Genomic DNA, 23,029 nt, shown 5'->3' with positions numbered 1-23,029 from the left:
GGCGGGTCGGGGAAGGTCGGGGTCGGTCAGGTGGTGGGCTTGGCCGTCGGCTGGCTCGGCGGAGCCGCCGCCCCACACCAGATGCTGACCTCGTCGTTCCAGCGGGCCGGACCGTCCTCGGCCGGTACCTGCTGACTGACCTTTCCGCTGCGCCCACTGCGGTAACTCGGGTAGAGCCCCGCCTCAACCAGCTCGTCCGCTGCCTTGGCGCAGTCGTCGCCGACCACGTCGGGCACCTCGGCGGCGGGCGCCGGACCGGGGATCTGCAGCTCGACGGTGGTACCCCGGGTCACCGTGGTGCCCACGGCCGGCGAGGCTCTCTCCACCGTGCGCCCGATGCCGCCGCCGAAGACCAGACGCCACCCCAACCGTTGCTTGCGCAGCATCTCGCGCGCCTGCACGAAGTCGGCCCCGACCACCGGAGGTACGGTCAGCCCGGTCCCCTTCGTCGCCGAGGCGGTCGTCCGGGGAGCGGACGGAGTGGTCCGACCGGTGGTCGGCCGAGCCGAGGTGGCCTCGTCGGTCGGCGTACCGGTCGCCGTGGCGACGGCCTGCGGGTTCGTCGGAGATTCGTCGTCGTCGCCGGCCAGCAGCCAGCCACCGGTGGCGCCCACCACGGCCAGGAGCACCGCGACCAGCCCGCCACCGAGCAGCACACTGGCTCGGCTGCCACCGCCGCCGTCCCGGCCGCCGCCGGAATCCTGTCGACCCGTGTTCGCGTCCGTCATACCGCCCACCGCCTCATCACCGGCGACCGTACCGTTCGCCGCCCATCACGTTGTGCCGACGGTCCATACCGGCGGGTCACTGCGACTCGCCGCACCGACGACGGGACGTTACGCTGCCCGGCATGGCCAGACGGGGCTGGGGAGTATCGATCGCGACGGCGGTCGGGGTCGCTGCCGGCGCGGGCGCCGCGCAACTGGGCTTCGGCTACGGGCTCGGCGTCATCACCTGGACGCCGACCGAGGCCGGGGCCAACGGCACGGCCTGGGCCGACGGTCTCGCCTGGGCCACCTGGCTCGCCGCCAGCTCGACGGTGCTGGGTGCGGTCTGCGCGCAGCGACTGCACCAGCGTGCCGCACCGGCCGACCCGCCGACGACCGACGCCGCACCGACCACCATCCCCACGGTCGAGGCTGACCTGCCGCAGCCGGCGATGATCGCGCCCGAACGGCCGACCCGGACCGGGGATGCCGACGCGGCGCACGACCGGCCGGCCGTGGCCGTCGATCGGTCGGCACCGCTGACGGACGAGCGCGGCGGCCTGTTCCGGCGGCTGTCCCTGGCACTCGGCGCCGGCCTCGGCGGGCTCGTCACCGTCCTGCTGGTCGCCGTACCGGCCCGGGTCGCCGTGGGTGCCGACACCGGTGTGCCGCAGCGGGTCGCGGCCCTGCACGCGGCGCTGGGAATCCTGATCGGCGTTGTCGTCGCGCTCTGGGCGCTGCGGTCCCGTACCGTCGCGCTGAACATCACCGCGACGGCCGCCTGGCTGTGGCTGCTCGCGGTGGTCTCGGTCATCGACGGTGTACGCGTCGGACGCGGGCTGACCGGCGCCCAACTCGGCACGTGGCAGCTCGACCCGGACCACGCGCGGTACTGGATCGGGGGCCAGATCTACTGGCCCGGCGCGCTGCTGGCGCTCGTACCCGCGCTCCTGATCGGTGCCCTCACCGCCCGGGGCGCCGTGCGGTCGGGCGGGCACCGGGTGGGCGCTGCGGCCTCCGGCGCGGCCGGCCCGCTGCTCGTCGCACTCGCCTACCTGACCACCGTGCCGCGTTGGGCGACCCCGGGGCCGGCACAGTTCTCGACCCAGCTCATCGCCCCGTACGCGGTGATCGCCGGCGTCGGCGGTTCGATACTGGTCGCCCGCCTCGCCGAACGCGGCAACCGCCGACGTGCCGCCGATCGAGGCCCGACCGCCCCGGCCGACGATCCCGGCCGGGCGACGGCGACCGACCACACAGAACCGACGCCGACCGGACCGGTGGCACCACGCAAAGCGGGGTCGACGCCCGCGGCCCGCTCATCCGAACCGGTGTCGACCACTGCGGCCGGCTCCCCCGAACCGGAGTCGGCCACTCGGGCGGATTCCACCCGAGCCACGGGGCTCGGCCCGACCTCGCGCCCGACGCCTACCCGGGAGGGCGACTCGGACGGCACCCGACCGGGACGCCGCGCCCGTTCGGTGAGCGACGCCGCAGCCGGTACGGCAGCCCGACGAGGCAGGACCGCCGCGGCGCCGACCACGCCGGACACCCAGCCGGACGACGCGACCACCGCCGAACCCCGCGTCCCCGCCCCACGCCCCGCCCCGGACGCCGCAGTCCCGGCCGACACCCCGACCCCCCACCGGGCCCGCCCACCCCGCCGCACCACCACCTGACCCACCCCACCGTCCCCTCCCCGCACCCACCCACCCCACCCCCACCGTCCCCCTCCGTTGATCATGAAGTTATTGCTGGGACACGCCGCGGCGGGTGGCAACAACTTCATGATCAACAGCGCGGGGTGGTGGGTCGGTGGGCCGGGGGTGGGGGTGGGGTGGGGGTGGGGGTGGGGGTTAGTCGACGGGCCAGGTGTGGACTGGCTCGTTGGTGCGTTGGAGTTCCGCGTAGCGCTTGACCATGTGGTGCAGGGCTGCCGGGCGGTCCAAGCCCCGCTGCCGCTCGGCCGACCAGACCGCCTCGGTCTGCCAGACGGAGCCGTTGCGGCCGGTGCGGCAGCGCTGCTCGATGATGCCGAGGAGCCGGTCCCGCTGCTCCGGGGCGACACCGAAGCCGTCCAGCCCGGTCGCGGCGACGGGCAGTAGCTGGTCCAGCACGAGCTTGGTGACCGGAACGTCACCGACCCGGGGCCAGTGCAGCACGGCGTCCAGACCACGACGGGCCGCCGAGTGGAAGTTCTCCTCGGCCGAGGAGAAGGTGAGCTGGCTCCAGATCGGTCGGTCGGCCTCCGCGAGACCACGGACCAGCCCGAAGTAGAGGGCCGCGTTGGCCAGCATGTCCACCACTGTCGGACCCGCGGGCAGCACGCGGTTCTCCACCCGGAGGTGCGGGCGGCCGTTCATGATGTCGTAGACCGGGCGGTTCCAGCGGTAGACCGTGCCGTTGTGCAGCCGCAGCTCGCTCAGCTGGGGCACCCCGCCGGCGTGCAGCACCTCCACCGGATCCTCGTCCTCGCAGATCGGCAGCAGCGGTGGGAAGTACCGGACGTTCTCCTCGAACAGATCGAAGATCGAGGTGATCCAGCGTTCGCCGAACCAGACCCGGGGACGTACGCCCTGGGCCTTGAGTTCTTCCGGTCGGGTGTCGGTGGCCTGCTTGAACAGGGCGATGCGGGTCTCGGCCCACAGTTGGCGACCGTAGAGGAAGGGCGAGTTGGCCCCGACCGCCACCTGCACTCCGGCAACGGCCTGGGACGCGTTCCAGTAGTCGGCGAAGCTGTCCGGCGCGACCTGGAGGTGGAACTGGAGACTCGTGCAGGCCGCCTCGGGGGCGATCGAGTCGGTGTGCGTGCGCAACTGCTCGACACCCCGGATGTCGAGCTCGATGGCCTCGCCCCGGGCGCCGACGATCTGGTCGTTGAGCACCCGGTAGCGCTCGTTGGTGGAGAGGTTGTCCTCGACGAGGTGCCCCTCGGTGAGGGTGGGCAGGATGCCGACCAGGACGATCTTGGCGTCGGACCTGGCAGCACGTTCGTCGGCCCGGGAGAGGCTGCTGCGCAGGTCGTGTTCGTAGTCGGCGAACCCGGCACCCTCGATCAGCCGGGGCTCCGCGTTCAACTCCAGGTTGAACTGCCCCAACTCGGTCTGGAACAGCGGATCGGCGATCTCGGCGAGGATCTCCTCGTTGCGCATCGCCGGCTCGGCCGCCGAGTCGACCAGGTTGAGCTCGATCTCGAGGCCGGTCATCGGCCGGTCGGCGTCGAACCCGAAGTCGTCGAGCATCAGGGCGAAGACGTCGAGGCACCGCCGGACCTTCTGCCGGTAGCGGACGCGGTCCTCCCGGGTGAAGGCGCCCTGCGAGACGTCCCTGCCCATGTGTCCTCCCGACAACCGGCGCGGTCGGGATCATGCCGTCCCGGAAAGCGCATTGTGAACCATCAACGGTAAGAGCGCTCGCCTGGCCAGGGCCAGAGGCCGACGACGGTGTCCGACGCCGGCGGGAAGCGGATGCGCTCGTGGCGCCATCTCTACCCCGTCGGCATCGTGCGGGACCCCGCGTTGGCAAGAACAAGTCGTGACAATTCACACGCGCCTGGTACGGACGACGCCGGGCCCGCGCCGACGTACGGCGCGGGCCCGGCGTACCGGTGATCCGTGAGATCAGGCCTGGCGGATGCCTTCGCCCTCGATCTCGATCTTGATCTTGCGGCCGACCAGGACGCCGCCGGTCTCCAGGGCGACGTTCCAGGTCAGGCCGAACTCCTCGCGGTCGATCTCGGTGCTCGCGGAGAAGCCGAAGACGTCCTGGGCACCGAACGGGCTGCGGCCCACGCCCTCGAACTCGACCTTCAGCTCGACCGGACGGGTGACGTCCTTGATGGTCAGCTCACCGTTGAGCACGAACTCGTTGCCGTTGCGGGACTTCACGCCGGTGCTGCGGAACTCCAGGGTCGGGTACTTCTCCGCGTCCAGGAACTCGGGGCTGCGCAGGTGCGCGTCCCGGTCACCCTGGGTGGTGTCGATGCTGGCAGCCTGGATGGTCGCGACGACCGAGGACTGGAGCGGGTCCTCGGCGATCGTGATGGTGGCGGTCGCCTCGTTGAACTCACCGCGGACCTTGCTCACCATCATGTGCCGGGCGACGAATCCGACCCGCTTGTGCGCCGCGTCCAGCACGTAGGTGCCGGCCGCCGGGATGGTGAGACCGTCCCAGTCGCGGGTAACCGCGTCGATGCTGCTGGTCATGACTGGTGTCCTCCAGAGGATTGTTTAGTAGCCCAACGACTGCTTGAGCAAATATAACCGCAACAACATTCCCCGTGTCAAGTACTGGTAGGATGAACGAGTGACCAACGTGTTCGACGACCCCCGGATCACTGCGGTTGGCCTCCTGTACGAGGCCCACGCCGGGCTCTCGGCCCGGTTCGCCGCCCAACTCGAGGAGCACGGCCTCTCTCAGGTCGAGTTCGAGGTGATTACCCGCCTGGCCCGCTCGCCGGGCAACCAACTGCGGATGACCGACCTCGCCGCACAGACCTCCCTGTCCACGAGCGGGGTGACCCGCGTGGTGGACCGGATGGAACGCGACGGGCTACTCACCCGCCGAGCATGCCCGAACGACCGTCGCAGCTCGTACGCGGTGGTCACCACGTCCGGGATGCAGCGGCTCGACGAGACGCTGCCCGGGCATCTACGGATCATCGAGCAGTGGTTCACCGGCCAACTCGAACCCGAGGCGCTGGCGGCGCTGCTCGACGGCCTGCGACGGGTGCGGGACGCCGTCCATCCTGGCGCCACCGCCGGCAGCACCGAGCAGGAGATGGCCGACGACTGCGACCCGACCTGAGCGCTGGCCCGCACGAAGGGCGTCCGGGCGACACCGGCAGAAAGACCGGCAGAACTGACCTTGTGGACCGGACAAACCTCTTGAAGAACACCTTTCTACCCGGCAACGGTGGCAGGCTTTCGCCCACCGGGGAATCACCGGGGGGTGACGGCGCGGGCGAACAGCGAGGGGTAGCACCAAGGGGGCTCTTCGCCCGCGCCACTCTCGACCCGGAAGTCCACTGAGGGCGACAGGCGTCCACTCACCGTTCGGTGGATCCGCCCCGCGCGGCGATCAGTGCGTAGAGCAGACCGGACTCCTGCGGCAGCAGCCGGATGCCGGTGTCCTCGCAGACCCGGTCGAGACGATCGAGGACGGCCGGGTCGCCGGTGCTCGCGGCGAGGCCCACCAGCGCCTCCACCACGTCCCGCCGGTCGTGACCGGCCTCGACGGCGGCGGCGAACCACTCGGCCGCCAACTCCCGATCACCCGCGTGCAGCGCCAGGTTCCCCTCGATCAGCGCGCAGATTCCCACCTCCGGCCCGCTCCACGACAACACCGTGTCGTCCGAGCGTGGTCGCGGCAGCCCGACCCGCCCGGTCCACTGCTGCCCCGGCGCGGCGAGCGTCGCCTCGGCGGTGCCCACGCGCAGTTCGGTGAGCACCTCGGTCGCCTCCGTGACACGTCCGTCCTGGGCGAGCGCCAGGCCGACAGTGCCCAGCACGCGCCGGCGATGACCCGGGTCGCCCAGCTCGAACAGCGCCGCGACCGCCCGCCGCCCCTGGTCGACGGCGTCGGCGTACCGGCCCTCGAGGCGGGACACTTCGGCACGGTTGGCCCAGGCCAGCACCCGCAGCCGCTGCTCACCGCCCTCCGCGGCGAGCCGGTCCACGGCAGCCAGCCGGCGGCGCGCCGCAGCCAGGTCGCCGACGCGGATCTCGTGCCAGGCAAGGCTGTTCTGCGCCACCGCCAGATCACGGGTACGCCCGTTGCGGGCGGCGAGCCGGAGCACCGCCTCGGCCTGTTCCCGCGCCTCGTCGTGCTCGCCGACGCTGGTCAGCAGCGCGCCGAGCACGCTTCGTGCCTCCAGCTCGCCGGTCACGTCGCCGGACTGTCGGAAGACCTCCAACGCGACACGCGCCGTCGGGACCTCGTCGGCCTCGGCGCCGTGTTCGGCGGCGAGCCGCGCCACGCCGAGGCTGGCCCAACCACGCAGGATCGGGTCCGCGTCGGCGGTTCGCGGGTCGGCCAGCAACCGTCGCAGCCACTGCCGCCCGGCGACGTCGCGCCCACGAAAGCGCCACCAGCGGGGTAGGCAGGCGGCGAGCCGCAGCGCGGTCAACGGGTCGTCGGAGGCCGCATGGGTTAGCGCGGTGCTGATGTCGCTGCTCACCTCGTCGAGCCGGTGTACCGCGTCGAGCATCCGGGGGCCGGCCAGTTCGGTGGCGGTCCGCGCCACGAGCCGGGCGATCACCTCCGCGTGTCGACGTCGTACGCAGGTCAGCTCACCACCACCGACGGCCTGCTCGACGGCGAAGTCACGGACCGTGTCGAGCAGACGGAACCGGAACGGCCCGGTGCCGCGGACGCTCAGCAGGCCCAGCTCGACCAGGCGGTCCAGCAGTGGGACCGGGTCGATGGCAACCGTGCCGTCCCGGTCGGCCTCGTCGGTGAGCATCTCCTCGGCCATCTCCACCGACCACCGGTTGCCGAACATGGCGAGTCGCCGCAGCGCGTCGCGCTCGTCCGCGGCGAGCAGGCGGTAGCTGGTCGCCACCGCGTCCCGCAGGGTCACCGCCACCGCCGCTCGCGTGGCATCGGTGGCGTACGGACGGCGGGCGGCCACCTCCGGCCCGTCCCACCGACCCCGGGTCGGGTCGGTCGAGGTGGTCAGGTCCAGCACGCGGTCGCCGTACCTGTCGAGCAGTTCGGTGAGATCGAGCAGCCGTCCCCGAGCGGCCATCAGCTCGATCGCCAGTGGCAGGCCGCCCAGCCGGCGGACCAGCGCGGCCAGCGCCGGTAGCTCGTCGGGGCTGGGCGGCTCCCGACGGACCTGGGCGAGCCGTGCGATGAACAGGGCGACCGCAGGCCACGAGACGAGCGTGGCCGGGCCGGAGTGCTCGGCGTCCGGCGGCGGCACCTCGAGCGGGGCGACCGGCCAGACCCGTTCGCCGGGCAGCCCGACCGGGTGCCGTCCGGTGACCAGCACCCGCAGTGACGGCAGTGCCGCGCCCAGCCGGTGCACTGTCTCGGCCACCGGGCCGGGAGCGCGTTCGACGGCGTCCATGACCAGCAGCGCCGGCCGGCCGGCGAGACGGGCGACGAGTTCCGGCAGCCGGGCGGTGCCGAGGACCGTCATCGAGGCAGCGAGCACGTCCGGCGCGTCCGAGCCCTGGCCGACCAGCACGCCGGCCACACCGCCCGGATGGGCGCGTGCCGCCGCGTGGGCCACGGCGAGTGCGAGCGCGGTCTTGCCGACACCGGCCAATCCGACGAGGCTGACCAGCCGGGGGCCGTGCTCCGCGGTCAGCATCGCGGCCAGCTCGGTGACGTCACGGTCGCGTCCGATCAGGGCGACCGGGGGCGGAAGCGCGACCGGCGCGTCGGCCCGTGTCGCGTCGGCCGTCGATGCGCCGCCGGGCGTTCCCGAGATGACATCCGACCCGGACAGCTCACCGCCGATCGCGCCGCGAGCCGTGGCCAGGAACGCCACCCGGGCGGCGCCGGCGAGCCCCAACGCCGAGGCGAGCAGATCGACGGTGGTGCGCTGCGGTCGAACCGAGCGGCCACGCTCCAGGTCCCGCACGGTCCGCACGCCGACTCCGGCACGGGACGCCAGCTCCGCCTGCGTCAGGCCGGCGGAGCGCCGGTGCGCACGGAGCAGCTCCGGCAGCCCGGTACGACCGTCCGGGCTCCGCGACCGTCCATGATCCGGAGTCATGGGCACGAAGAGTACGGTTCGCCTCCGACCATCGGCAGTCGAACGTCGTCCTGCCGACGTCCGCTCGCCGATATCCGACAGCCGAACGGTTGATCGACAGTGGCCGCTCCAGTACTGCCGCGGACCCGTGTGCTCCGGTGGGGTCAGAGACCCAGATCGCGGGCGATGATCATGCGCTGCACCTCGCTGGTGCCCTCACCGATTTCAAGGATCTTGGAGTCCCGCCAGAACCGGGCGACCGGGTACTCGTTCATGAAGCCGTAGCCGCCGTGGATCTGGGTGGCCTCGCGGGCGTTGTCCACCGCGATCGTGCTCGCGTGCAGCTTCGCGATGGCGGCCTGCCGCTTGAACGGCTCGCCGGCCAGCATCCGGGCGGCGGCGTCGTAGTAGGCCAGCCGGGCGGTGTGCGCCTTCAGCTCCATGTCCGCGATCTTGAACTGGACGGCCTGGTTGTCGCCGATCGGTCGACCGAAGGCGTGCCGCTCCTTGGCGTACCTGATGGACTCGTCGACACAGCCCTGGGCGAGGCCGACGGCCAGCGCGGCGATGGCGATCCGGCCCTCGTCGAGGATCCGTAGGAACTGGGCGAACCCTCGGCCGCGCGTACCGAGCAGGTTGGCCGCCGGCACCCGACAGTCGTCGAAGGTCAGCTCGTGGGTGTCCGAGGCTGTCCACCCGACCTTGGAGTAGCCGGGGGCCACCGTGAAGCCGGGCGTACCGGTCGGCACGATGATCGTCGACAGCTCCTTGGAGCCGTCCGGGTTGGTGCCGGTCACCGCGGTGACGGTCACCATGGCCGTGATGTCGGTGCCCGAGTTGGTGATGAACGCCTTCGAACCGTTGATCACCCACTCGTCGCCGTCCAGCACGGCACGCGTCTGGGTGCCGCCGGCGTCGGAGCCGGTGCCCGGCTCGGTGAGCCCGAACCCGGCAAGCGCCTCGCCGCTGAGCAGCCGGGGCAGCCAGGTCGCCTTCTGCTCCTCGGTGCCGAAGCGGTAGATCGGCATCGCGCCCAACGACACGGCCGCCTCCAGCGTGATGGCCACGCTGGAGTCGACCCGGGCCAACTCCTCCAAAGCCAGACACAGGGCGAAGTAGTCGCCGCCCATCCCGCCGTGCTCCTCGCCGAAGGGCAGGCCGAACAGGCCCATCTTGCCCATCTGCCGGATCACCTCGTACGGGAAGGTGTGTCGCTCGTAGTGCTCGGCGATGACCGGGGCGACCACCTCGCGGGCGAAGTCCCGCACGCTCTCCCGCAGCGCCGCTTGTTCGTCGGTGAGCCGGAAGTCCATCTCATCCTCCTGGTGGGGACGGTCCGCCGGGGCGCTCGTGACGCCGGGACGGGTGGCTGTGCGGGTCAGACCGGGGTGACGCCGTGCCGGCGTCGGGAGAAGTGCCGGTCCTTCGTACGCGCCGCCGCGAACCGGCGGACCAGCTCCGTACGCAGGTCGTGGGGCTCGACGATGGCGTCCACCACCATCTCGCTGGCGAGCCGGACGACGTCGATGTCCTGCTCGTACTCGGCCCGCTTGGCGGCCACGAAGGCGGCCCGCTCGTCCGCGTCCTCGATCGCCGCGATCTTGTTGGCGTAGACGGCGTTCACGGCGGCCTCGGCCCCCATGACCGCGATCTTCGCGGTGGGCAGCGCGATCGTCGCGTCGGGTTCGAAGCCGGGGCCGGCCATCGCGTACAGGCCCGCGCCGTACGCCTTGCGGACGACCACGCAGATCTTCGGCACGGTCGCCTCGGAGATCGCGGTGATCATCTTGGCGCCGTGCCGGATGATGCCCTGCTTCTCGACGGCGCTGCCCACCATGAAGCCGGGGACGTCGCTGAGGAAGAGCAGTGGCACGTTGAACGCGTCGCAGAGCTGCACGAACCGGGTGGCCTTGTCGGCCGAGTCGACGAAGAGCACGCCGCCCTTGAACATCGAGTTGTTGCCGATAACGCCGACGACCTGGCCGTCGAGGCGACCGAAGCCGATCGTCAACTCCTTGGCCCACAGCGCCTGGATCTCAAAGAAGGAACCCTCGTCGAGCAGGCCCTTGACGTACCGTCGCATGTCGAACGCCTGCCGCTCGCTGGCCGGCACCAGCGCGGCCAGGTCGACCTTCGCGGACGCGGCGACCGCCGGCGCGGTCGGCGGCGCCTGGGTCCAGTTCGCCGGCAGGTACGACAGGTAGGTCTTCACCACGTCGAGCGCGTCGGCCTCGGTCTTGCAGAGGAAGTGACCGACACCGGATTCGGCGGTGTGCACCTTGGCCCCGCCCATCGCCTCCAGGGTGGTCTTCTCCCCGGTGACCATCTCGACCATCCGGTCGGAGCCGAGATACATGCTGGCGTTGCCGTCGACCAGCGCGACCACGTCGCAGAACGCCGGGATGTACGCCCCTCCGGCGGCGCTCGGGCCGAACAGCGCGCAGACCTGCGGGATCGAGCCCGAGGCGCGGACCTGGTTCCAGAAGATCTTGCCGGCGCCACGGCGACCGGGGAAGAGGTCGACCTGGTCGGTGATCCGCGCGCCGGCCGAGTCGACCAGGTAGACCATCGGCACGCCGGCACCGTAGGCCCGCTCGATGATCCGGATGATCTTCTCGACGGTACGGGCGCCCCAACTGCCGGCCTTGACGGTGGAGTCGTTGGCCATCAGGCAGACCTGCCGGCCGTCGATCGTGGCGGTGCCGGTGACCACGCCGTCGGCGGGCAGGCCTTCGGCGAGCGCGTTGGCGTAGAGGCCGTCCTCGACGAAGGAACCCTCGTCGACCAGCAGCGCGACACGTTCGCGCGCGAAGAGCTTGCCCTTGGCCTCGTTGGCCGCGTGGTACTTGTCCGCGCCGCCGGACCGGGCCCGCTTGCGCAGTTGCTCCAGCGCCTCACCGTCGAGCGTCACGCCGACTCCCTCGCCCGTGTTGACCTGAACGATCGTTAGGCTATCGCATTCGCGCACCCTCCGGCGACCCACGATCGACGGACGCTCCTTTGAGCGAAACATTGAAATCTATTAATCTCTGTGGATAGGCTCCTGACACCCCCTCTTGGATAGGAGTCAGCGATGACCTCACGACTCAGTCGGCTCGCCGTCGCGTTGGTCGCGACGGCAGGTGCCACGCTCGGCGTCACGGTCGCCAACCCCGCGCCCGCGTCCGCCGCGATGACCATCTGCTACAACACCAGCCAGGCAGGCGCCTACGCCGGCACCGCCAACCAGTCCGCCTCGATCTGGAACAACGCCACCAGCAACCTGACGCTCTCCGCGAACTGCGGCTCGAACCTGCGGATCTACCAGATCACCGGCGGCGGCTCGTACGCCGTGCGGACCAGCCTCGGCAACGGCCGGGTCTACATCGACACGCAGCAGGCGGCGCAGTACAGCCCGCTTCGGATCATGACCCACGAGATCGGGCACATCCTCGGTCTGCCGGACAACTACAACGGCAACTGCGCGATCCTGATGTCCGGCGGCAGCGCCGGCACCAGCTGCACCAACCCGTACCCGAGCACCGCCGAGGCGAACCGGGTGAGCAGCCTCTTCGCCGGCACGTTCAGCGCGACCGACCGCAGCGCGGACATCTTCCGTGACAGCTGGCCGGCGGCGCTCACCACGGTGGGCTGACCGAACCCGCGCACCACGAAGGGGCCGGCGTGTTCCGCCGGCCCCTTCGTCGCGTCCTCAGCTCGGCATCGGCGTCAGCCGGGTACGCGGGCCCGCCCGCAGCACGCCCGAGGGCAGCTTCTTGCCGAGCAGCTCCTCGGCCAGCTCGGCCACCTCGATCAGGGCGTCCAGGTCGATGCCGGTGTCGATGCCCATGTCGTGCAGCATGTGCACCGCCTCCTCGGTGGCCAGGTTGCCGCTGGCGCCCGGCGCGTACGGGCAGCCGCCCAGGCCACCGACGCTCGCGTCGAACTCGGTCACCCCCAGCTCCAGTGCGGTCAGCAGGTTGGCCAGCGCCGTACCCCGGGTGTTGTGGAAGTGCAGCAGCACCGGCACGTGGGCGTTGCGGTCGCGTACCGCGGTCAGCAGCTCACGGACCCGACGCGGAGTGGCCATGCCGGTCGTGTCGCCGAACGCCACCCGGTCCGCGCCGTCGCGGACCACGCGGTCGACGATGCCGGCGACCCGCCCCGGGTCGATGTCCCCCTCGTACGGGCACCCGAAGCTGGTCGCCACGATCACCTCGACCCGCGCCCAGGCCCCGTGCAGGAGGTCGATCAGCTCGGCGATGTCGTCCAACGACTCGTCGGTCGAGCGGTTGACGTTCCGGCGGTTGTGGGTGTCGCTGGCCGACACCACGACCTCGATCTCGGTGAACCCGGCGGCCAGGGCCCGCTGCGCGCCCCGGGTGTTCGGCACCAGCGCCGAGTACCGCACGCCGTCGGTCTTCGCCGCCCGCCGCCACACCTCGTCGGCGTCAGCCATCTGCGGGATCGCCTTCGGGTGCACGAACGACACCGCCTCGATCCGGCGTACCCCGGTGGCGGAGAGCGCGTCGAGGAGCCGCACCTTGGCGTCGGCGGGAATCGGCTCCTCGTTCTGCAACCCGTCTCGCGGCCCGACCTCGCGGATGGAGACGGAATCCGGCAACTGGCTCATGGTCACCTCGCTGTGACGTCGGATGGGGGGCGGCGGTCGGTGCTGTTGGGTGCCAGTGTCGGCCCGCCGGACCGCAGGGCACCAGCCCCGCGAGCCGACGACGGCCGGCCGGGTCAGCGCATGCGGGAGACGATGCCGGTGTCGTAGGCGCCGGAGCGGAACTCCTCGTTCTCCAGCAGCTCGGCGAAGAACGGGACGTTGTTCTTCGGGCCCTCGATCTGGAACGCCGCGACCGCGTCGCGAGCGCGTTCGAGCACCTCGTCGCGGGTCGCGCCACTGACGATCAACTTGGCCAGCAGGCTGTCGTAGAACGGGGTGACCGTGTTGCCCCCGGTGTATCCGGAGTCGACCCGGACACCCTCGCCCGTCGGCTCCACCCACGTCCTGATCACACCCGGCCCCGGCAGGAAGCGCTTCGGGTCCTCCGCGTTGATCCGCATCTCGATGGCGTGCCCGCTCGGCACGAGCGCGTCCGGGTCGAAACTGGGCGCCAGCCCGGCCGCCACCCGCAGCTGCTCCTCCACCAGGTCGACGCCGTAGACGTACTCGGTCACCGGGTGCTCCACCTGCAGCCGCGTGTTCATCTCCAAGAAGAAGAACTCACCGGAAGTGGGGTCGAGCAGGCATTCCACCGTGCCCGCGTTGCGGTAACCCACGGCCTCGCCGGCTCGGACCGCCGCCGCCAGCAGGCGTGCGCGCAGTTCCGGCGAGACGGCCGGCGACGGGGACTCCTCGACCAGCTTCTGGTTGCGCCGCTGCACCGAGCACTCCCGCTCGCCGAGCGCCACCACCCGACCGTCGGCCAGGCCGAGGATCTGCACCTCGACGTGCCGCACCCGAGGAAAGTACCGCTCGATCAACACCGAACCGTCGCCGAACATCCGCTCGGCGAAGGCACGCACCTTGTCGTACTCGGTGCGGAGCGCGGCCTCGTCGGCGGCCACGCCCATGCCCATGCCGCCGCCACCGGCTGCGGCCTTGACCATCACCGGGTAGCCGATCTCGGCGGCGGCCGTCACGGCCGCGTCCAGGTCGGCGGCCGGGTCGGTGGTGCCGGGCGCGACCGGCACGCCGGCCGCCGCCATCAGGTTACGAGCATTGATCTTGTCGCCCATGGCGGTGATCGCGTCCGCGCCGGGCCCGACCCAGATCAGGCCGCTCTCCTCGACGGTACGGGCGAACTCGGCGTTCTCCGACAGGAAGCCGTAACCGGGGTGGATGGCCTGCGCGCCGGTCGACTTCGCGGCGGCGAGGATCGCCTCGACGTTGCGGTAACTCTGCGCCGGGTTGGGCGGGCCGATGAGAACGGCCTCGTCCGCCTCGACGACGAACGGCAGCTCGGCGTCCGCCTCCGAGTACACCGCGATCGCGCGGATGCCGAGCCGCTTCGCGGTCCGGATGACCCGGCGGGCGATCTCGCCCCGATTGGCGACCAGCAGTGACTCGATCATGTTTCCTCCCGGCGTCCGGATGTTGGGACGATGTCAGGGAATCATGACCGGCGCACTTCTGACGAGTCGGATCAGGCGAGCAGTGCGGCCAGGGTCGCTCCGCGCAGCAGCTCGGCACGTCGACGCCGGTCCACCTCGCCGCCGAGGAACGGGGTCGAGTTCATCAGGCCGAACGCGGCGTGCGCCAACACCCGCGCCTCACCGTCGGGCATGCCCGGGTGCAGCGCGGTCAGCACGGTCACCCACTCCTCGACGTACATCCGCTGCAGGCGGCGGATCCGACGGCGCGGCTCCTCCGGCAGGCGGTCCAGCTCGTGCAGGTGCAGCGCGATCACCGCCGGGTTGGCCAGCGCGAACTCGACGTGGAAGTCGATCAGCGACTCCAGCACGGCGCGCGGGTCGTCCGAATGCCCGGCGGCGCGCTCCCGGCCGCCGGCCAGCAGCCCCTCACTGACCGGGATCAGCGCGGCGGCCAGCATCGCCTCCTTGCCGGCGAAGTGGTGATAGAGCGCCGGACCGGTCACCCCTGCTGCCGCGCCGATGTCGTCCATCGACACGCCGTGGTAACCACGGGCGGCGAACAGACCGACCGCGATCTCCAGGATCTCGTCCTTGCGGGACCGACGTCGGCCCGTACCCGTCGCACCCCGCGCCTGCTGCTCCACCGTCACCGGGCAAGCGTAGACCGCGAGCTGGGAACGGTGGGGCGATGGTTACCGGACGGTCCAGTCGGTGCAGCGGTCAGTCGTCCGGGTCGAGGTCGTGCTCCTGTCGTAGAGCAGCCGCCTCGGCGGGCCGGTCGAGCAGGTCCAGGGCACGGGCCAGCAACCACGCCGTCTGGCGGACCGGACGCGAGCCGGCCGGCAGACCACCGAGTACGCGACGCAGCAGCGGCTCCGCCTCGGCCGGCCGGTCCAGTCGGAGCAACAGCTCACCGACGAGTGTCTCCACCTGGGCCGCCTCACCGAACGCCTCGATCGACCGCAACCGGTCGGGCACCCCGGAGAGCCGTTCCAGCGCCTCGTCGAGCCGCCCCTCACCGGTCAGCACCCGCGCGCCGGTCTCGGCCGTCATCGCCAACTCGTACGTCACCGGCGGCTCCGGCTGCCCGGCCAACGCCGCCGCCAGCCCGTCCGCCAGTTCGACGGCGTGCACCGCCTCCGGCAGGTTGTCGGACCAGAACCAGGCGTACGCCTCCCGACGGCGGGCGCGCAGCTCGTCCAGCGGAAGCTCGGCGAGCCGGTACGCGGTGGCGGCGGCGGCGAACCGCTCGGCGGCCACGGCGTCCCGGTCGGCGTCGTACAGGATGCCGCCGGCCTCCTCCAGCACCTGGGCGCGGTTGGGCAGGTTGTCCGGGCCGTCGAGGTTGACGGACAACTGCTCCAGCAGGGCCAGCGCGGGGTCGATTTCGCCGAGCCCCGCGTAGACCCCGGCCAGCAGGTGCCGGCAGCGGTCGGCCTCCGCCTGGGCGCCCAGTCGGTCCAGGCCGAGCACGGCCTCCTCGGCGACCTCGGCCGCCTCCGCGAGCCGACCCACCACCCGGTACGCGTTGGCCAGCTCCCAGCGCAGGAACGCATCCCCCTCGGCGCCATGCTCCACGCAGATCGTCACCGCCTCGACGAAGTCGTCCACCGCGTCGGCGGCCCGGCCGGCGGAGAGCAGCGCCCGCGCGCGGGCGACCCGTACGGGCAGCTCCGCGTCCGCCGGCGCCATCCGCAGCGCCTCGTCGCAGGCGGCCACCGCCTCGGCCGGATCGTCGACCGTCCTCGCGCAGGTCAGGCAGGCTGCCACGACCAGCTCGCCGACGCCCAGCTCGCGGCCGATCCGGCGTGCCTCCTCGGCGGCGGCGCGGGCCTCGTCGACGCGGTCGGACTGCTCCAGCAGATGCGCCCGGTGCAGCGCGACGCGAGCCCTCAGGTGCTCATCGCCGCCCGCGTCGGCAGGTATCCGATCCAGGGCCGTCAGGGCGTCCGCCCACCGTTGCCGGTGCAGCAGCGCCAGCGCCAGCCGGTCGTGCCCGGCGGCACGCTGCCGGGGATCGCCGAGCCGATCCAGCGCCTCGGCCGCCTCCCGGACCAGCGCGAGCCCCTCCTCGGCGTACTCGTCGACGCGGGTCAGCAGCACACCGAGTCGCCCCGCGACAACCTGGGCATGCAGCTCCTCACCCGCCGAGCGGTACCGGTCCAACGCCGCCCGGTTCAGCTCGACCGCGCCCTCGATGTCGTCCTCGTCGCCCCGCTCGGCGGCTCGCAGCGCAAGCCGGTGCGCGACCGTACGCGACGGCAGGTCGGCGGTACCGAACCCCTCGTCGTACGCCGCCAGCGCCGCCTGGAACGTCGCCCGGTCGTGTCGGCCCCAGCTCTCCTCGGCGACGATCAGCAGCTCGTCGGCGTCGGCGGGCAGGGGCACCGTGGACGCCTCGACCGGCGCTCGGCCAGCTCGCTCGGACACGGGCACCGCCGCGCCGGTCGGTGCGTCCCCGCTCGGACGTACCGGACGACGACGGACGCTCGCGGAGAGCGGCAGGTGCTCGCCGGGCCGTACGGCGAGCCGGCGCGCGATCCACTCCGACTGGTGGGTGGTCCCGTTGCGGACGTCGAAGCGGGCGGCCAGCTCGGTCGCCGTACCCGCCAACTCGTCGGCCAGCGTCGGCGCGGGCACCTCGGCAGCCGGCCGGCCCTCGGCGGCCCGGCGGTAGACCGTCGCCGCGCCGGCTTGGCGCAGCGCGGCGGCGGCCGTGGCCGCGAAATGCATGGCCGCGGCCGGCGACGGCGGTCGGTCCAGCCAATCCAGGTGCCGCTCGACCAGCTCGACCGCCCGCGCCTCGTTACCGGTGAGCGTGCAGAACTCGATGTGGTCGCCGATGTCCCACAGGTCGGCAAGGCTGCCGCGCAGCTTGCGGTACGCCTCCCGGTGCGCGTCGCGCGCCGAGGAACCCCGGCCGGTACGCAGGTAGGGCAGGAGGAGCGCCGTGAGGATCGCCTGCGGTTGCTCGGTGCAGGTCAACCGGCCGGCGAGCACCGGCTCGGCCAGGGCCACCGCCTCGGCGTCCCGCCCGGTGTCGGCGAGGTAGCCCACCTGGCTCGTCGGGTCGCACCCGGCGCAGTCGGACAGGTCGTCGCGGGGCGTCGTCTGCCACAGCCGGTACCAGTGCGCGGCGGCCTCGGCGTCGCCCACGTGGTCGGCGACCCGGAACCGGTGCTTGTGGACGGTCTGCAGGCTGTGCCCACCGGCCCGGTAGCGCCGCTCCATGTCGTCGAGCACGGCGTACGTGCGGTCCAGCGGCACCTCGGGGAACTTCAGCAGACCCGAGATCATGTACTTGAAGTGCCACAGCAACTGGTGCAGGTGACGCTGGTGGTAGGGCTGCGGATCGCGGTCGAACTCGGACAGGCACCAGGAGAACGTCACGAACGACTTCGCCGGCTCGCCCCCGTAGACGTACCCCGTCGTCGCCTGCATGCGGGTGACGAATGCGAGGTGCCGGTCGTCGGCGGCGTCCACCCGGCGCAGCAGCTGCTCCAGCGCGGCGATCTGCCCCGCCCCGTAAGGCATGTCGGCGATGCCACGCAGCACCCGCCACAGGTCCTCGTCGCTCATGCCTGCTCCCGTCCCGGCACGGCCCGGCCGAGCAGGCCGAGGAAGGAATTGTTCAGTAGCGCCGCGTCGGCCGCGCGGATCGGATGGTGCCCGAGCAGCAGCGCCTGCCCGTACAGCGCCTCGACGGCGAGCCCGACCAGCTCCGGGTCGCCCAGCATCGTGACCCGCCGTACCAGCGGGTTGCGGTGGTTGAGCACCAGTTGCGGGCGGTCCGGCGGAGCGGTGGCGGCGAGCGCGTCGAGCACCCCGCCCCACAGCTCGTCGGCCCGGTCGCGGCTCGCGGCGAGCTGGTCGTTGAACGCCGCCGACCGGCTCACCAGGTAGAGCGCGGGCAGCGAGACCGGGTCGTACGCCCGGATGACCACCTCGCAGCCGGAACGCTCGACGGCCCGCTGCGCGGCGCTGAGGAACGGACGCAGGGCCAGTTCCACGGACGGATCGAGGGCCTCGAAACGGGTGGTGAGGTCACTCGGCTCGAGTCGTTCGATCAGCACCGAGCGGTCCACCGCCGGCAGCCGCTCGATCAGCTCGGTGTCGTACGTGTAACCGGCGTTGACCACCGCCAGATCCTGCGCGGCGGCCACCGCGGCGAGCTGGCGGAACTCGTCGAGGCTGGCCGCGTAGCGGAGCACCCCGTAGCGCTCCCGGAACTCGGCGAGGGTGAGCGTGCCGACGTTGGTGTCCATCGGCCACCACCTGTCGACCAGCCGGAGCATGTCGTCGTCGTGCAGCGCCAGCGCCTTCACGCCGAGGTGGTGCACCTGGAGGAACTCGGCCAGCCGGTGCGGGTCGTGCCGCGCCAGCCGGACCAGCCAGCCGCGTACCTGGTCGCCGAGCGCGTCCCGGGTCGCGGTCAGCAGGGTGTCCTCGTAGAGGGCCTCGCGGCTGGCCGTCGGGCGCAACTCGGTCGCGTCGACCACGCAGTGCGCGAAGAACGCCCAGTCCGGCAGCAGGCCGTCGGCGTTCTCGGTGAGCAGCATCCGCTTGAGGTAGACGCGGTGCCCGGCGCGCGCCGCCGGGTTCACCGGGGTGGGCAGGATGACGGCGACACCGGTCAGCCCGGCCTCGGGAACGCTCAGCGGCAGCACGTCGAACGGCTCCACACCGAGCGTCTCGCGGGCGTACGCGATCAACGCCGCCCGGTCGACGGGCGCTCCGGGCGTCGTCGGCCAGGGTGGCTCGCCGACGGTGGTGACCACGTCGCCGACCCGGACGGTGACCGGCAGCAGCGAGCCGAAGAGCCGCGCCAGGTCGACGACGGTCGGGGTGCTGAACCACTGGTCGGCGTCGCGTCGGGGCACCAGCGTCACCGTCGTGCCCACCTCGGCGCGGGCGGCCTCCGGCGGCGCCACGGTCACCGCGTACCGGCCGTCGGCGTACCCGGTCCACCGGACCGTGGGGTTGTCGCCGTGGCGGGTCAGCACCTGGATCTCGTCGGCCACCAGGAAGCAGGAGAGCAGGCCGATGCCGAACTGGCCGAGGAACTCGTGCCGGGAGAAGCCGAGCTCGTCGCGCTTGGAGCTGCGGCCGATGGTCGCCAGCAGCTCGTGCACCTGCGCCTCGGTCAGGCCCACGCCCGTGTCGTGCACCCGCAGGGTGCCGTCCCCGGTGACCTCCGGGGTCTCGATACGGACCAGCGCCGGCGCGTCCGGCTCGCTCGTACGTCGGGCGGTGATCGCGTCCACGGCGTTCTGGAGCAGCTCCCGGACGTAGACCCGAGGGCTGCCGTATAGGTGATGGCTGAGCAGGTCGACCACGCCACGCAGGTCGACCTGGAAAGTGTGGTCCACGCCTGTGCTCTCCCCGGTCCCGATGCCGGCGCTCACCGTACCCAAGATCACTGACGGTCCGCGTCCCCCTTTCGCCCGGCGGCTTGACCCTCGACCCGGTCGAACCGGCACGGTCGGCGGCATGACCTCCTCCGCTCTGGGCCGGAACTTCCGACTGCTCTGGTCCGCCGTCGTCGCGTCCCGCTTCGGGGATACGCTGCGGACGCCGGCGCTGGCGCTGCTGGCGGCGACGATGACCCGTGACCCCCGGGTCATCGCCGGGGTCACCGTTGTCGCGCAGGTGCCGCCGCTGCTCTTCGGCCTGCTCGGCGGCGTGTACGCGGACCGCTGGGACCGCCGTCGGACGATGGCCCGCATCGACGGGCTACGCGCCGCGGTGGTGGCGGCGCTGGCCGTGGCGGTGGCCGTCGACCGGGCCGGCGTCGCGCTGCTGCTGGTGGCGGCATTCCTCCTCGCTACGCTGGGCACCTTCTTCGACTCCGCCTCGTTCGCGCTGCTCCCGGCGCTGGTGCCGGCGGCCGCGCTGCCCCGGGCGAACGGCCGCCTCCAGGCAGGTTCGGCGGTGGCAGGCGGTTTCCTCGGCGCTCCCGCAGCCGGCATCCTGTTCGCCACCGCCCCGGCTCTGCCGTTCGCCCTCGACGCCGTCACCTTCGCGGTGGCGGCACTGCTCGTACTGGCCCTCACCCCGCCGTCCGCCGTCCACAAAGCGCCGGCCACCGTGCCCGCATCGGTGTGGGGCGACATCGTGGAGGGAGTTCGCTGGCTGCGCGCGCACCAGACCATGTGGCGGGTCACGCTGCTCGCCGCAGCGAGCAACCTGGCGATCTCCGGAATCATGGCGGTGCTGGTGCTGTACGCGCTGGACGTGCTGCGGGTGCCGCAGGCCGGGTACGGGCTGTTCGCCGCGGTGGTGATACTCGGCGGGGTCGCCGGGGCGCTCGGCGCGGGCCGGCTCGCTGCCCGGCTCGGCACGGTGCCCGCGCTGGGCGCGGTTCTCGCCGCGCAGACCGTGGCGCTGACCGGGTTCGCGCTGGCTCGACACCCGGTGCCGGGCGGAATCGCCCTGGCCGTCTTCGCCGCCGGGACCGTGGTGTGGAACAGCCTGTGGGCGTCGTACGGTCAGCGGCAGGTGCCGGCGGGGCTGCTCGGCCGGGTCGGCGCGGCCCAGCGGATGGTCGGTCTGCTCACCGCCCCGATCGGCGCGGCGCTCGCCGGGCTGGTCGCCGCCACCTACGGGACGGTGCCGGTGGTGGGCGCCGCAGCCGGCGTGTTCGCGCTGGTGACGGTGGTGGCGTGGCAGATACTGCGACCGGCCGGGAAATCAGCCCAACCTTTTCCGCCCTCTCGTGCGTCTGTCGGGTGACGCGCACCGCGGGCGGCCGGAAGGGGTGCGGATGGGATCGACGGCGGACGACGGCCGCGACGGCTACCTCGCCTTCGTGGAGAGCAACCAGCACCGGCTCCTGCGCGCGGCGTTCCTGATCTGCGGCAACCGGCACCAGGCCGAGGACCTTCTCCAGGACGCCCTGCTGAAGCTGGCGCTGCGCTGGGCTTCGGTCCGTGACGGCGATCCCGCCGCGTACGTGCGGGCCATCCTCTACCGGGACGCGGTGTCCTGGTGGCGGCGTCGTCGCCGGGAGTGGCTCAGTGCCGCGCCGCCGGAGCGGGCCGCGCCGGACCGGGACGGCGCGCTGCGGCTGACCCTGCACGACGCGTTGGGGACGCTGCCGCCGCGGCAACGGGCCGTGCTGGTGCTGCGGTACTACGAGGACCTCACCGAGGTCGCCACGGCCGAGGCGCTCGGGGTGACCGTCGGCACCGTGAAGAGCCAGTGCCACCTGGCGCTGCGTCGCCTCCGGGAGGTGGCTCCCGATCTCACCGGCGACGACCGACCGGGTCGGGGCGCCAACGGTGTGGAGGTGAACCAGTGAACGAGCAGGATCTGCGCGACCTGTTCGCCGTCACCGTGCAGGACGTGCTGCCCAGCGCACCGGCGACGGCCGGCTGGGACCGGGCGCGGCGTACCCGGCGTACCCGACGGGTCGTCGGCGCGGTCGTCGTGGCCGTGGCGTTGGCCGGCGGTGCGGCGGTCGCCCTACGACCGTCCCCCGATCCACGCCTGACCCATCCCGTGGCACCCACCGTCGTGCCCACCCACGCGACTTCCGTGCAGCGCCCACCCGCCGAGCTGACGTTCCCCCCCGACCCGCTGAGTCGGATCAGCGGCCCGCCGACCGTGGCGCTGTCCGCGCGACCGGTCCAGCGGGCGCTGGCGCTGTTCCAGCCGCTGAACGAGGAGGGTCAACCGGACGGTCCGATCCGAATCCTCGGCGACGACGGTGTGGTCCGCAGTCTCGACGTGGTGACGCCGGCACCCACCTGGGACGAGAGCGGCAACGAGGCGACAGCGGTCAAGCCGGGAGTCCTGTCGCCGGACGGCCGGTGGGCGGCGTTCGCGCAGACCAACGAGCTGATCATGGTCGACCTCACCACGGCGGGCGTACGTCGCGTCCCGCTCGACGGTTACCTGGAGCTGGTGGTGTGGGCGCACGACCGGGTGCTGGTCGGCGGCGACAACCGGGCGTACGTCGTGGAGCGGGACACCGAGGCGGCCAGCACCACCGACGTGTCGGCCTGGAATCTGGTCACACCCGATCCGGAGGCCGGTCGTGGGGCGGCTCTGCTCGAGATGGTCGGCGAGCGCGGTGGCCTGAAACTGCAGAGCCGGACCGGCTTCGACGGCCCGGTCCGCTCCGAACAGCGGATCACCGGGGACGCACTGCCCCGGCCGTTCCAGGTGAACGAGTTCTACGGCCGAGGTTGGCTGCACGGGGGCAGGTTGGCCAGCGCCGGATGGATCGTCAACGACCAGATCAGCGGCGCGGAGGGGGTGGCCGTGCTGGACTCCCGCACCGGCGCGGTAACCCACCTGCTCGATCTCGGGCGGGACCGCGCCAAGGGCTGCTGTCCGGTGCTGGGCTGGGACAACAAGGGCGCGGTGCTGCTCCGCCTGGAACCGGCCGCCCTGGCCCGCTGGGACCCAGAGACCGGCGCGATCACCGGAATCATCGCCGACCTGCGCGGCGTGCTGGCGCTGGCCGGCTGAGGGGCGGCGTGCTGGCGCTGGCCGGCTGAGACTCGTCGAGTGCTCAGCCGGCCGGGCG

At 72.3% G+C, this 23,029-nt stretch carries 17 protein-coding genes; 6 read left to right on the top strand and 11 right to left on the bottom strand.

Annotated features, from left to right (window positions below; translation table 11 throughout):
• Window positions 1-26 precede the first annotated feature (26 nt).
• Complete coding sequence (locus ABZV06_RS01885; protein ID WP_355242806.1) at window positions 27-728, bottom strand: PASTA domain-containing protein; 702 nt, start codon at window positions 726-728, stop codon at window positions 27-29.
• 122 nt (window positions 729-850) lie between these two features.
• Here ABZV06_RS01885 and ABZV06_RS01880 point away from each other — a divergent pair, with 122 nt between their 5' ends.
• Window positions 851-2,386: a hypothetical protein gene (locus ABZV06_RS01880; RefSeq protein ID WP_355617771.1), complete on the top strand. Its 1,536-nt coding sequence runs from the start codon at window positions 851-853 to the stop codon at window positions 2,384-2,386.
• Window positions 2,387-2,563: 177 nt separating this feature from the next.
• On the opposite strand, the gene ABZV06_RS01875 is transcribed toward ABZV06_RS01880, so the two are convergent.
• Together ABZV06_RS01875 and ABZV06_RS01870 are read right to left on the bottom strand one after the other, a co-directional pair.
• Window positions 2,564-4,042, bottom strand: a complete 1,479-nt coding sequence (locus ABZV06_RS01875; RefSeq protein WP_355242812.1) for a glutamate--cysteine ligase — start codon at window positions 4,040-4,042, stop codon at window positions 2,564-2,566.
• Between the two features lie 285 nt (window positions 4,043-4,327).
• Window positions 4,328-4,912, bottom strand: a complete 585-nt coding sequence (locus ABZV06_RS01870) for a YceI family protein (RefSeq protein ID WP_355617769.1) — start codon at window positions 4,910-4,912, stop codon at window positions 4,328-4,330.
• Between the two features lie 100 nt (window positions 4,913-5,012).
• Here ABZV06_RS01870 and ABZV06_RS01865 point away from each other — a divergent pair, with 100 nt between their 5' ends.
• Window positions 5,013-5,513 (top strand): MarR family transcriptional regulator, encoded by a 501-nt coding sequence (locus tag ABZV06_RS01865; protein WP_355242817.1) that lies wholly within the window; start codon window positions 5,013-5,015, stop codon window positions 5,511-5,513.
• 241 nt (window positions 5,514-5,754) lie between these two features.
• On the opposite strand, the gene ABZV06_RS01860 is transcribed toward ABZV06_RS01865, so the two are convergent.
• From ABZV06_RS01860 to ABZV06_RS01850, 3 genes are all read right to left on the bottom strand, one after another.
• On the bottom strand, window positions 5,755-8,433 hold the full coding sequence (locus ABZV06_RS01860) for a helix-turn-helix domain-containing protein (RefSeq protein WP_355617766.1): 2,679 nt from the start codon (window positions 8,431-8,433) through the stop codon (window positions 5,755-5,757).
• Window positions 8,434-8,576: 143 nt separating this feature from the next.
• A complete protein-coding gene (locus tag ABZV06_RS01855) occupies window positions 8,577-9,725 on the bottom strand; it encodes an acyl-CoA dehydrogenase family protein (protein WP_355242823.1) in 1,149 nt (382 codons plus the stop codon).
• A 65-nt stretch (window positions 9,726-9,790) separates the two neighbouring features.
• Window positions 9,791-11,323: an acyl-CoA carboxylase subunit beta gene (locus ABZV06_RS01850; protein ID WP_355617763.1), complete on the bottom strand. Its 1,533-nt coding sequence runs from the start codon at window positions 11,321-11,323 to the stop codon at window positions 9,791-9,793.
• Window positions 11,324-11,485: 162 nt separating this feature from the next.
• Between ABZV06_RS01850 and ABZV06_RS01845 the strand changes: the two genes are divergently transcribed.
• Window positions 11,486-12,046, top strand: coding sequence for a snapalysin family zinc-dependent metalloprotease (locus ABZV06_RS01845; protein ID WP_355242829.1), 561 nt, complete (start codon window positions 11,486-11,488; stop codon window positions 12,044-12,046).
• 57 nt (window positions 12,047-12,103) lie between these two features.
• On the opposite strand, the gene ABZV06_RS01840 is transcribed toward ABZV06_RS01845, so the two are convergent.
• The 5 genes from ABZV06_RS01840 to ABZV06_RS01820 all read right to left on the bottom strand — a co-directional run bounded on the left by ABZV06_RS01840 (window position 12,104) and on the right by ABZV06_RS01820 (window position 19,865).
• On the bottom strand, window positions 12,104-13,024 hold the full coding sequence (locus ABZV06_RS01840; RefSeq protein WP_355242832.1) for a hydroxymethylglutaryl-CoA lyase: 921 nt from the start codon (window positions 13,022-13,024) through the stop codon (window positions 12,104-12,106).
• A 113-nt stretch (window positions 13,025-13,137) separates the two neighbouring features.
• A complete protein-coding gene (locus ABZV06_RS01835; RefSeq protein ID WP_355242835.1) occupies window positions 13,138-14,475 on the bottom strand; it encodes a biotin carboxylase N-terminal domain-containing protein in 1,338 nt (445 codons plus the stop codon).
• A gap of 71 nt (window positions 14,476-14,546) precedes the next feature.
• Complete coding sequence (locus tag ABZV06_RS01830; RefSeq protein ID WP_355242838.1) at window positions 14,547-15,146, bottom strand: TetR/AcrR family transcriptional regulator; 600 nt, start codon at window positions 15,144-15,146, stop codon at window positions 14,547-14,549.
• Between the two features lie 70 nt (window positions 15,147-15,216).
• Window positions 15,217-18,075 carry a hypothetical protein gene (locus ABZV06_RS01825; protein WP_355617761.1) on the bottom strand — a complete coding sequence of 953 codons (2,859 nt, stop codon included), beginning with the start codon at window positions 18,073-18,075 and terminating at the stop codon, window positions 15,217-15,219.
• Window positions 18,072-19,865, bottom strand: a complete 1,794-nt coding sequence (locus ABZV06_RS01820) for an HSP90 family protein (RefSeq protein WP_355617758.1) — start codon at window positions 19,863-19,865, stop codon at window positions 18,072-18,074. Before ABZV06_RS01820 ends, ABZV06_RS01825 begins: the two co-directional genes overlap by 4 nt.
• A gap of 121 nt (window positions 19,866-19,986) precedes the next feature.
• On the opposite strand from ABZV06_RS01820, the gene ABZV06_RS01815 reads away from it, so the two are divergent.
• The 3 genes from ABZV06_RS01815 to ABZV06_RS01805 are packed head-to-tail and all read left to right on the top strand — an operon-like array spanning window position 19,987 to window position 22,971.
• The gene (locus ABZV06_RS01815) at window positions 19,987-21,228 is read left to right on the top strand and encodes an MFS transporter (protein ID WP_355242847.1); all 1,242 of its coding nucleotides are present in this window, start codon (window positions 19,987-19,989) and stop codon (window positions 21,226-21,228) included.
• Window positions 21,229-21,259: 31 nt separating this feature from the next.
• Entirely contained in the window at window positions 21,260-21,796 is a 537-nt protein-coding gene (locus ABZV06_RS01810; protein ID WP_355242850.1) for a SigE family RNA polymerase sigma factor, read from the top strand.
• The gene (locus tag ABZV06_RS01805) at window positions 21,793-22,971 is read left to right on the top strand and encodes a hypothetical protein (RefSeq protein ID WP_355242853.1); all 1,179 of its coding nucleotides are present in this window, start codon (window positions 21,793-21,795) and stop codon (window positions 22,969-22,971) included. Before ABZV06_RS01810 ends, ABZV06_RS01805 begins: the two co-directional genes overlap by 4 nt.
• The last annotated feature ends 58 nt before the right edge of the window (window positions 22,972-23,029 follow it).

It is taken from the genome of Micromonospora sp. NPDC005172 (assembly GCF_040608555.1).
GTDB lineage: Bacteria > Actinomycetota > Actinomycetes > Mycobacteriales > Micromonosporaceae > Micromonospora.
The sequence above is the reverse complement of the archived record's forward strand: the minus strand, read 5'-3'. Positions and strand labels throughout refer to the sequence as shown.

Excerpts from the sequence above, each read along its gene's own strand:
- ABZV06_RS01885 (WP_355242806.1), bottom strand. The coding sequence starts at position 728 with ATGACGGACGCGAACACGGGTCGACAGGATTCCGGCGGCGGCCGGGAC.
- ABZV06_RS01880 (WP_355617771.1), top strand. The coding sequence starts at position 851 with ATGGCCAGACGGGGCTGGGGAGTATCGATCGCGACGGCGGTCGGGGTC.
- ABZV06_RS01875 (WP_355242812.1), bottom strand. The coding sequence starts at position 4,042 with ATGGGCAGGGACGTCTCGCAGGGCGCCTTCACCCGGGAGGACCGCGTC.
- ABZV06_RS01870 (WP_355617769.1), bottom strand. The coding sequence starts at position 4,912 with ATGACCAGCAGCATCGACGCGGTTACCCGCGACTGGGACGGTCTCACC.
- ABZV06_RS01860 (WP_355617766.1), bottom strand. The coding sequence starts at position 8,433 with ATGACTCCGGATCATGGACGGTCGCGGAGCCCGGACGGTCGTACCGGG.
- ABZV06_RS01855 (WP_355242823.1), bottom strand. The coding sequence starts at position 9,725 with ATGGACTTCCGGCTCACCGACGAACAAGCGGCGCTGCGGGAGAGCGTG.
- ABZV06_RS01845 (WP_355242829.1), top strand. The coding sequence starts at position 11,486 with ATGACCTCACGACTCAGTCGGCTCGCCGTCGCGTTGGTCGCGACGGCA.
- ABZV06_RS01840 (WP_355242832.1), bottom strand. The coding sequence starts at position 13,024 with ATGAGCCAGTTGCCGGATTCCGTCTCCATCCGCGAGGTCGGGCCGCGA.
- ABZV06_RS01835 (WP_355242835.1), bottom strand. The coding sequence starts at position 14,475 with ATGATCGAGTCACTGCTGGTCGCCAATCGGGGCGAGATCGCCCGCCGG.
- ABZV06_RS01825 (WP_355617761.1), bottom strand. The coding sequence starts at position 18,075 with ATGAGCGACGAGGACCTGTGGCGGGTGCTGCGTGGCATCGCCGACATG.
- ABZV06_RS01815 (WP_355242847.1), top strand. The coding sequence starts at position 19,987 with ATGACCTCCTCCGCTCTGGGCCGGAACTTCCGACTGCTCTGGTCCGCC.
- ABZV06_RS01810 (WP_355242850.1), top strand. The coding sequence starts at position 21,260 with ATGGGATCGACGGCGGACGACGGCCGCGACGGCTACCTCGCCTTCGTG.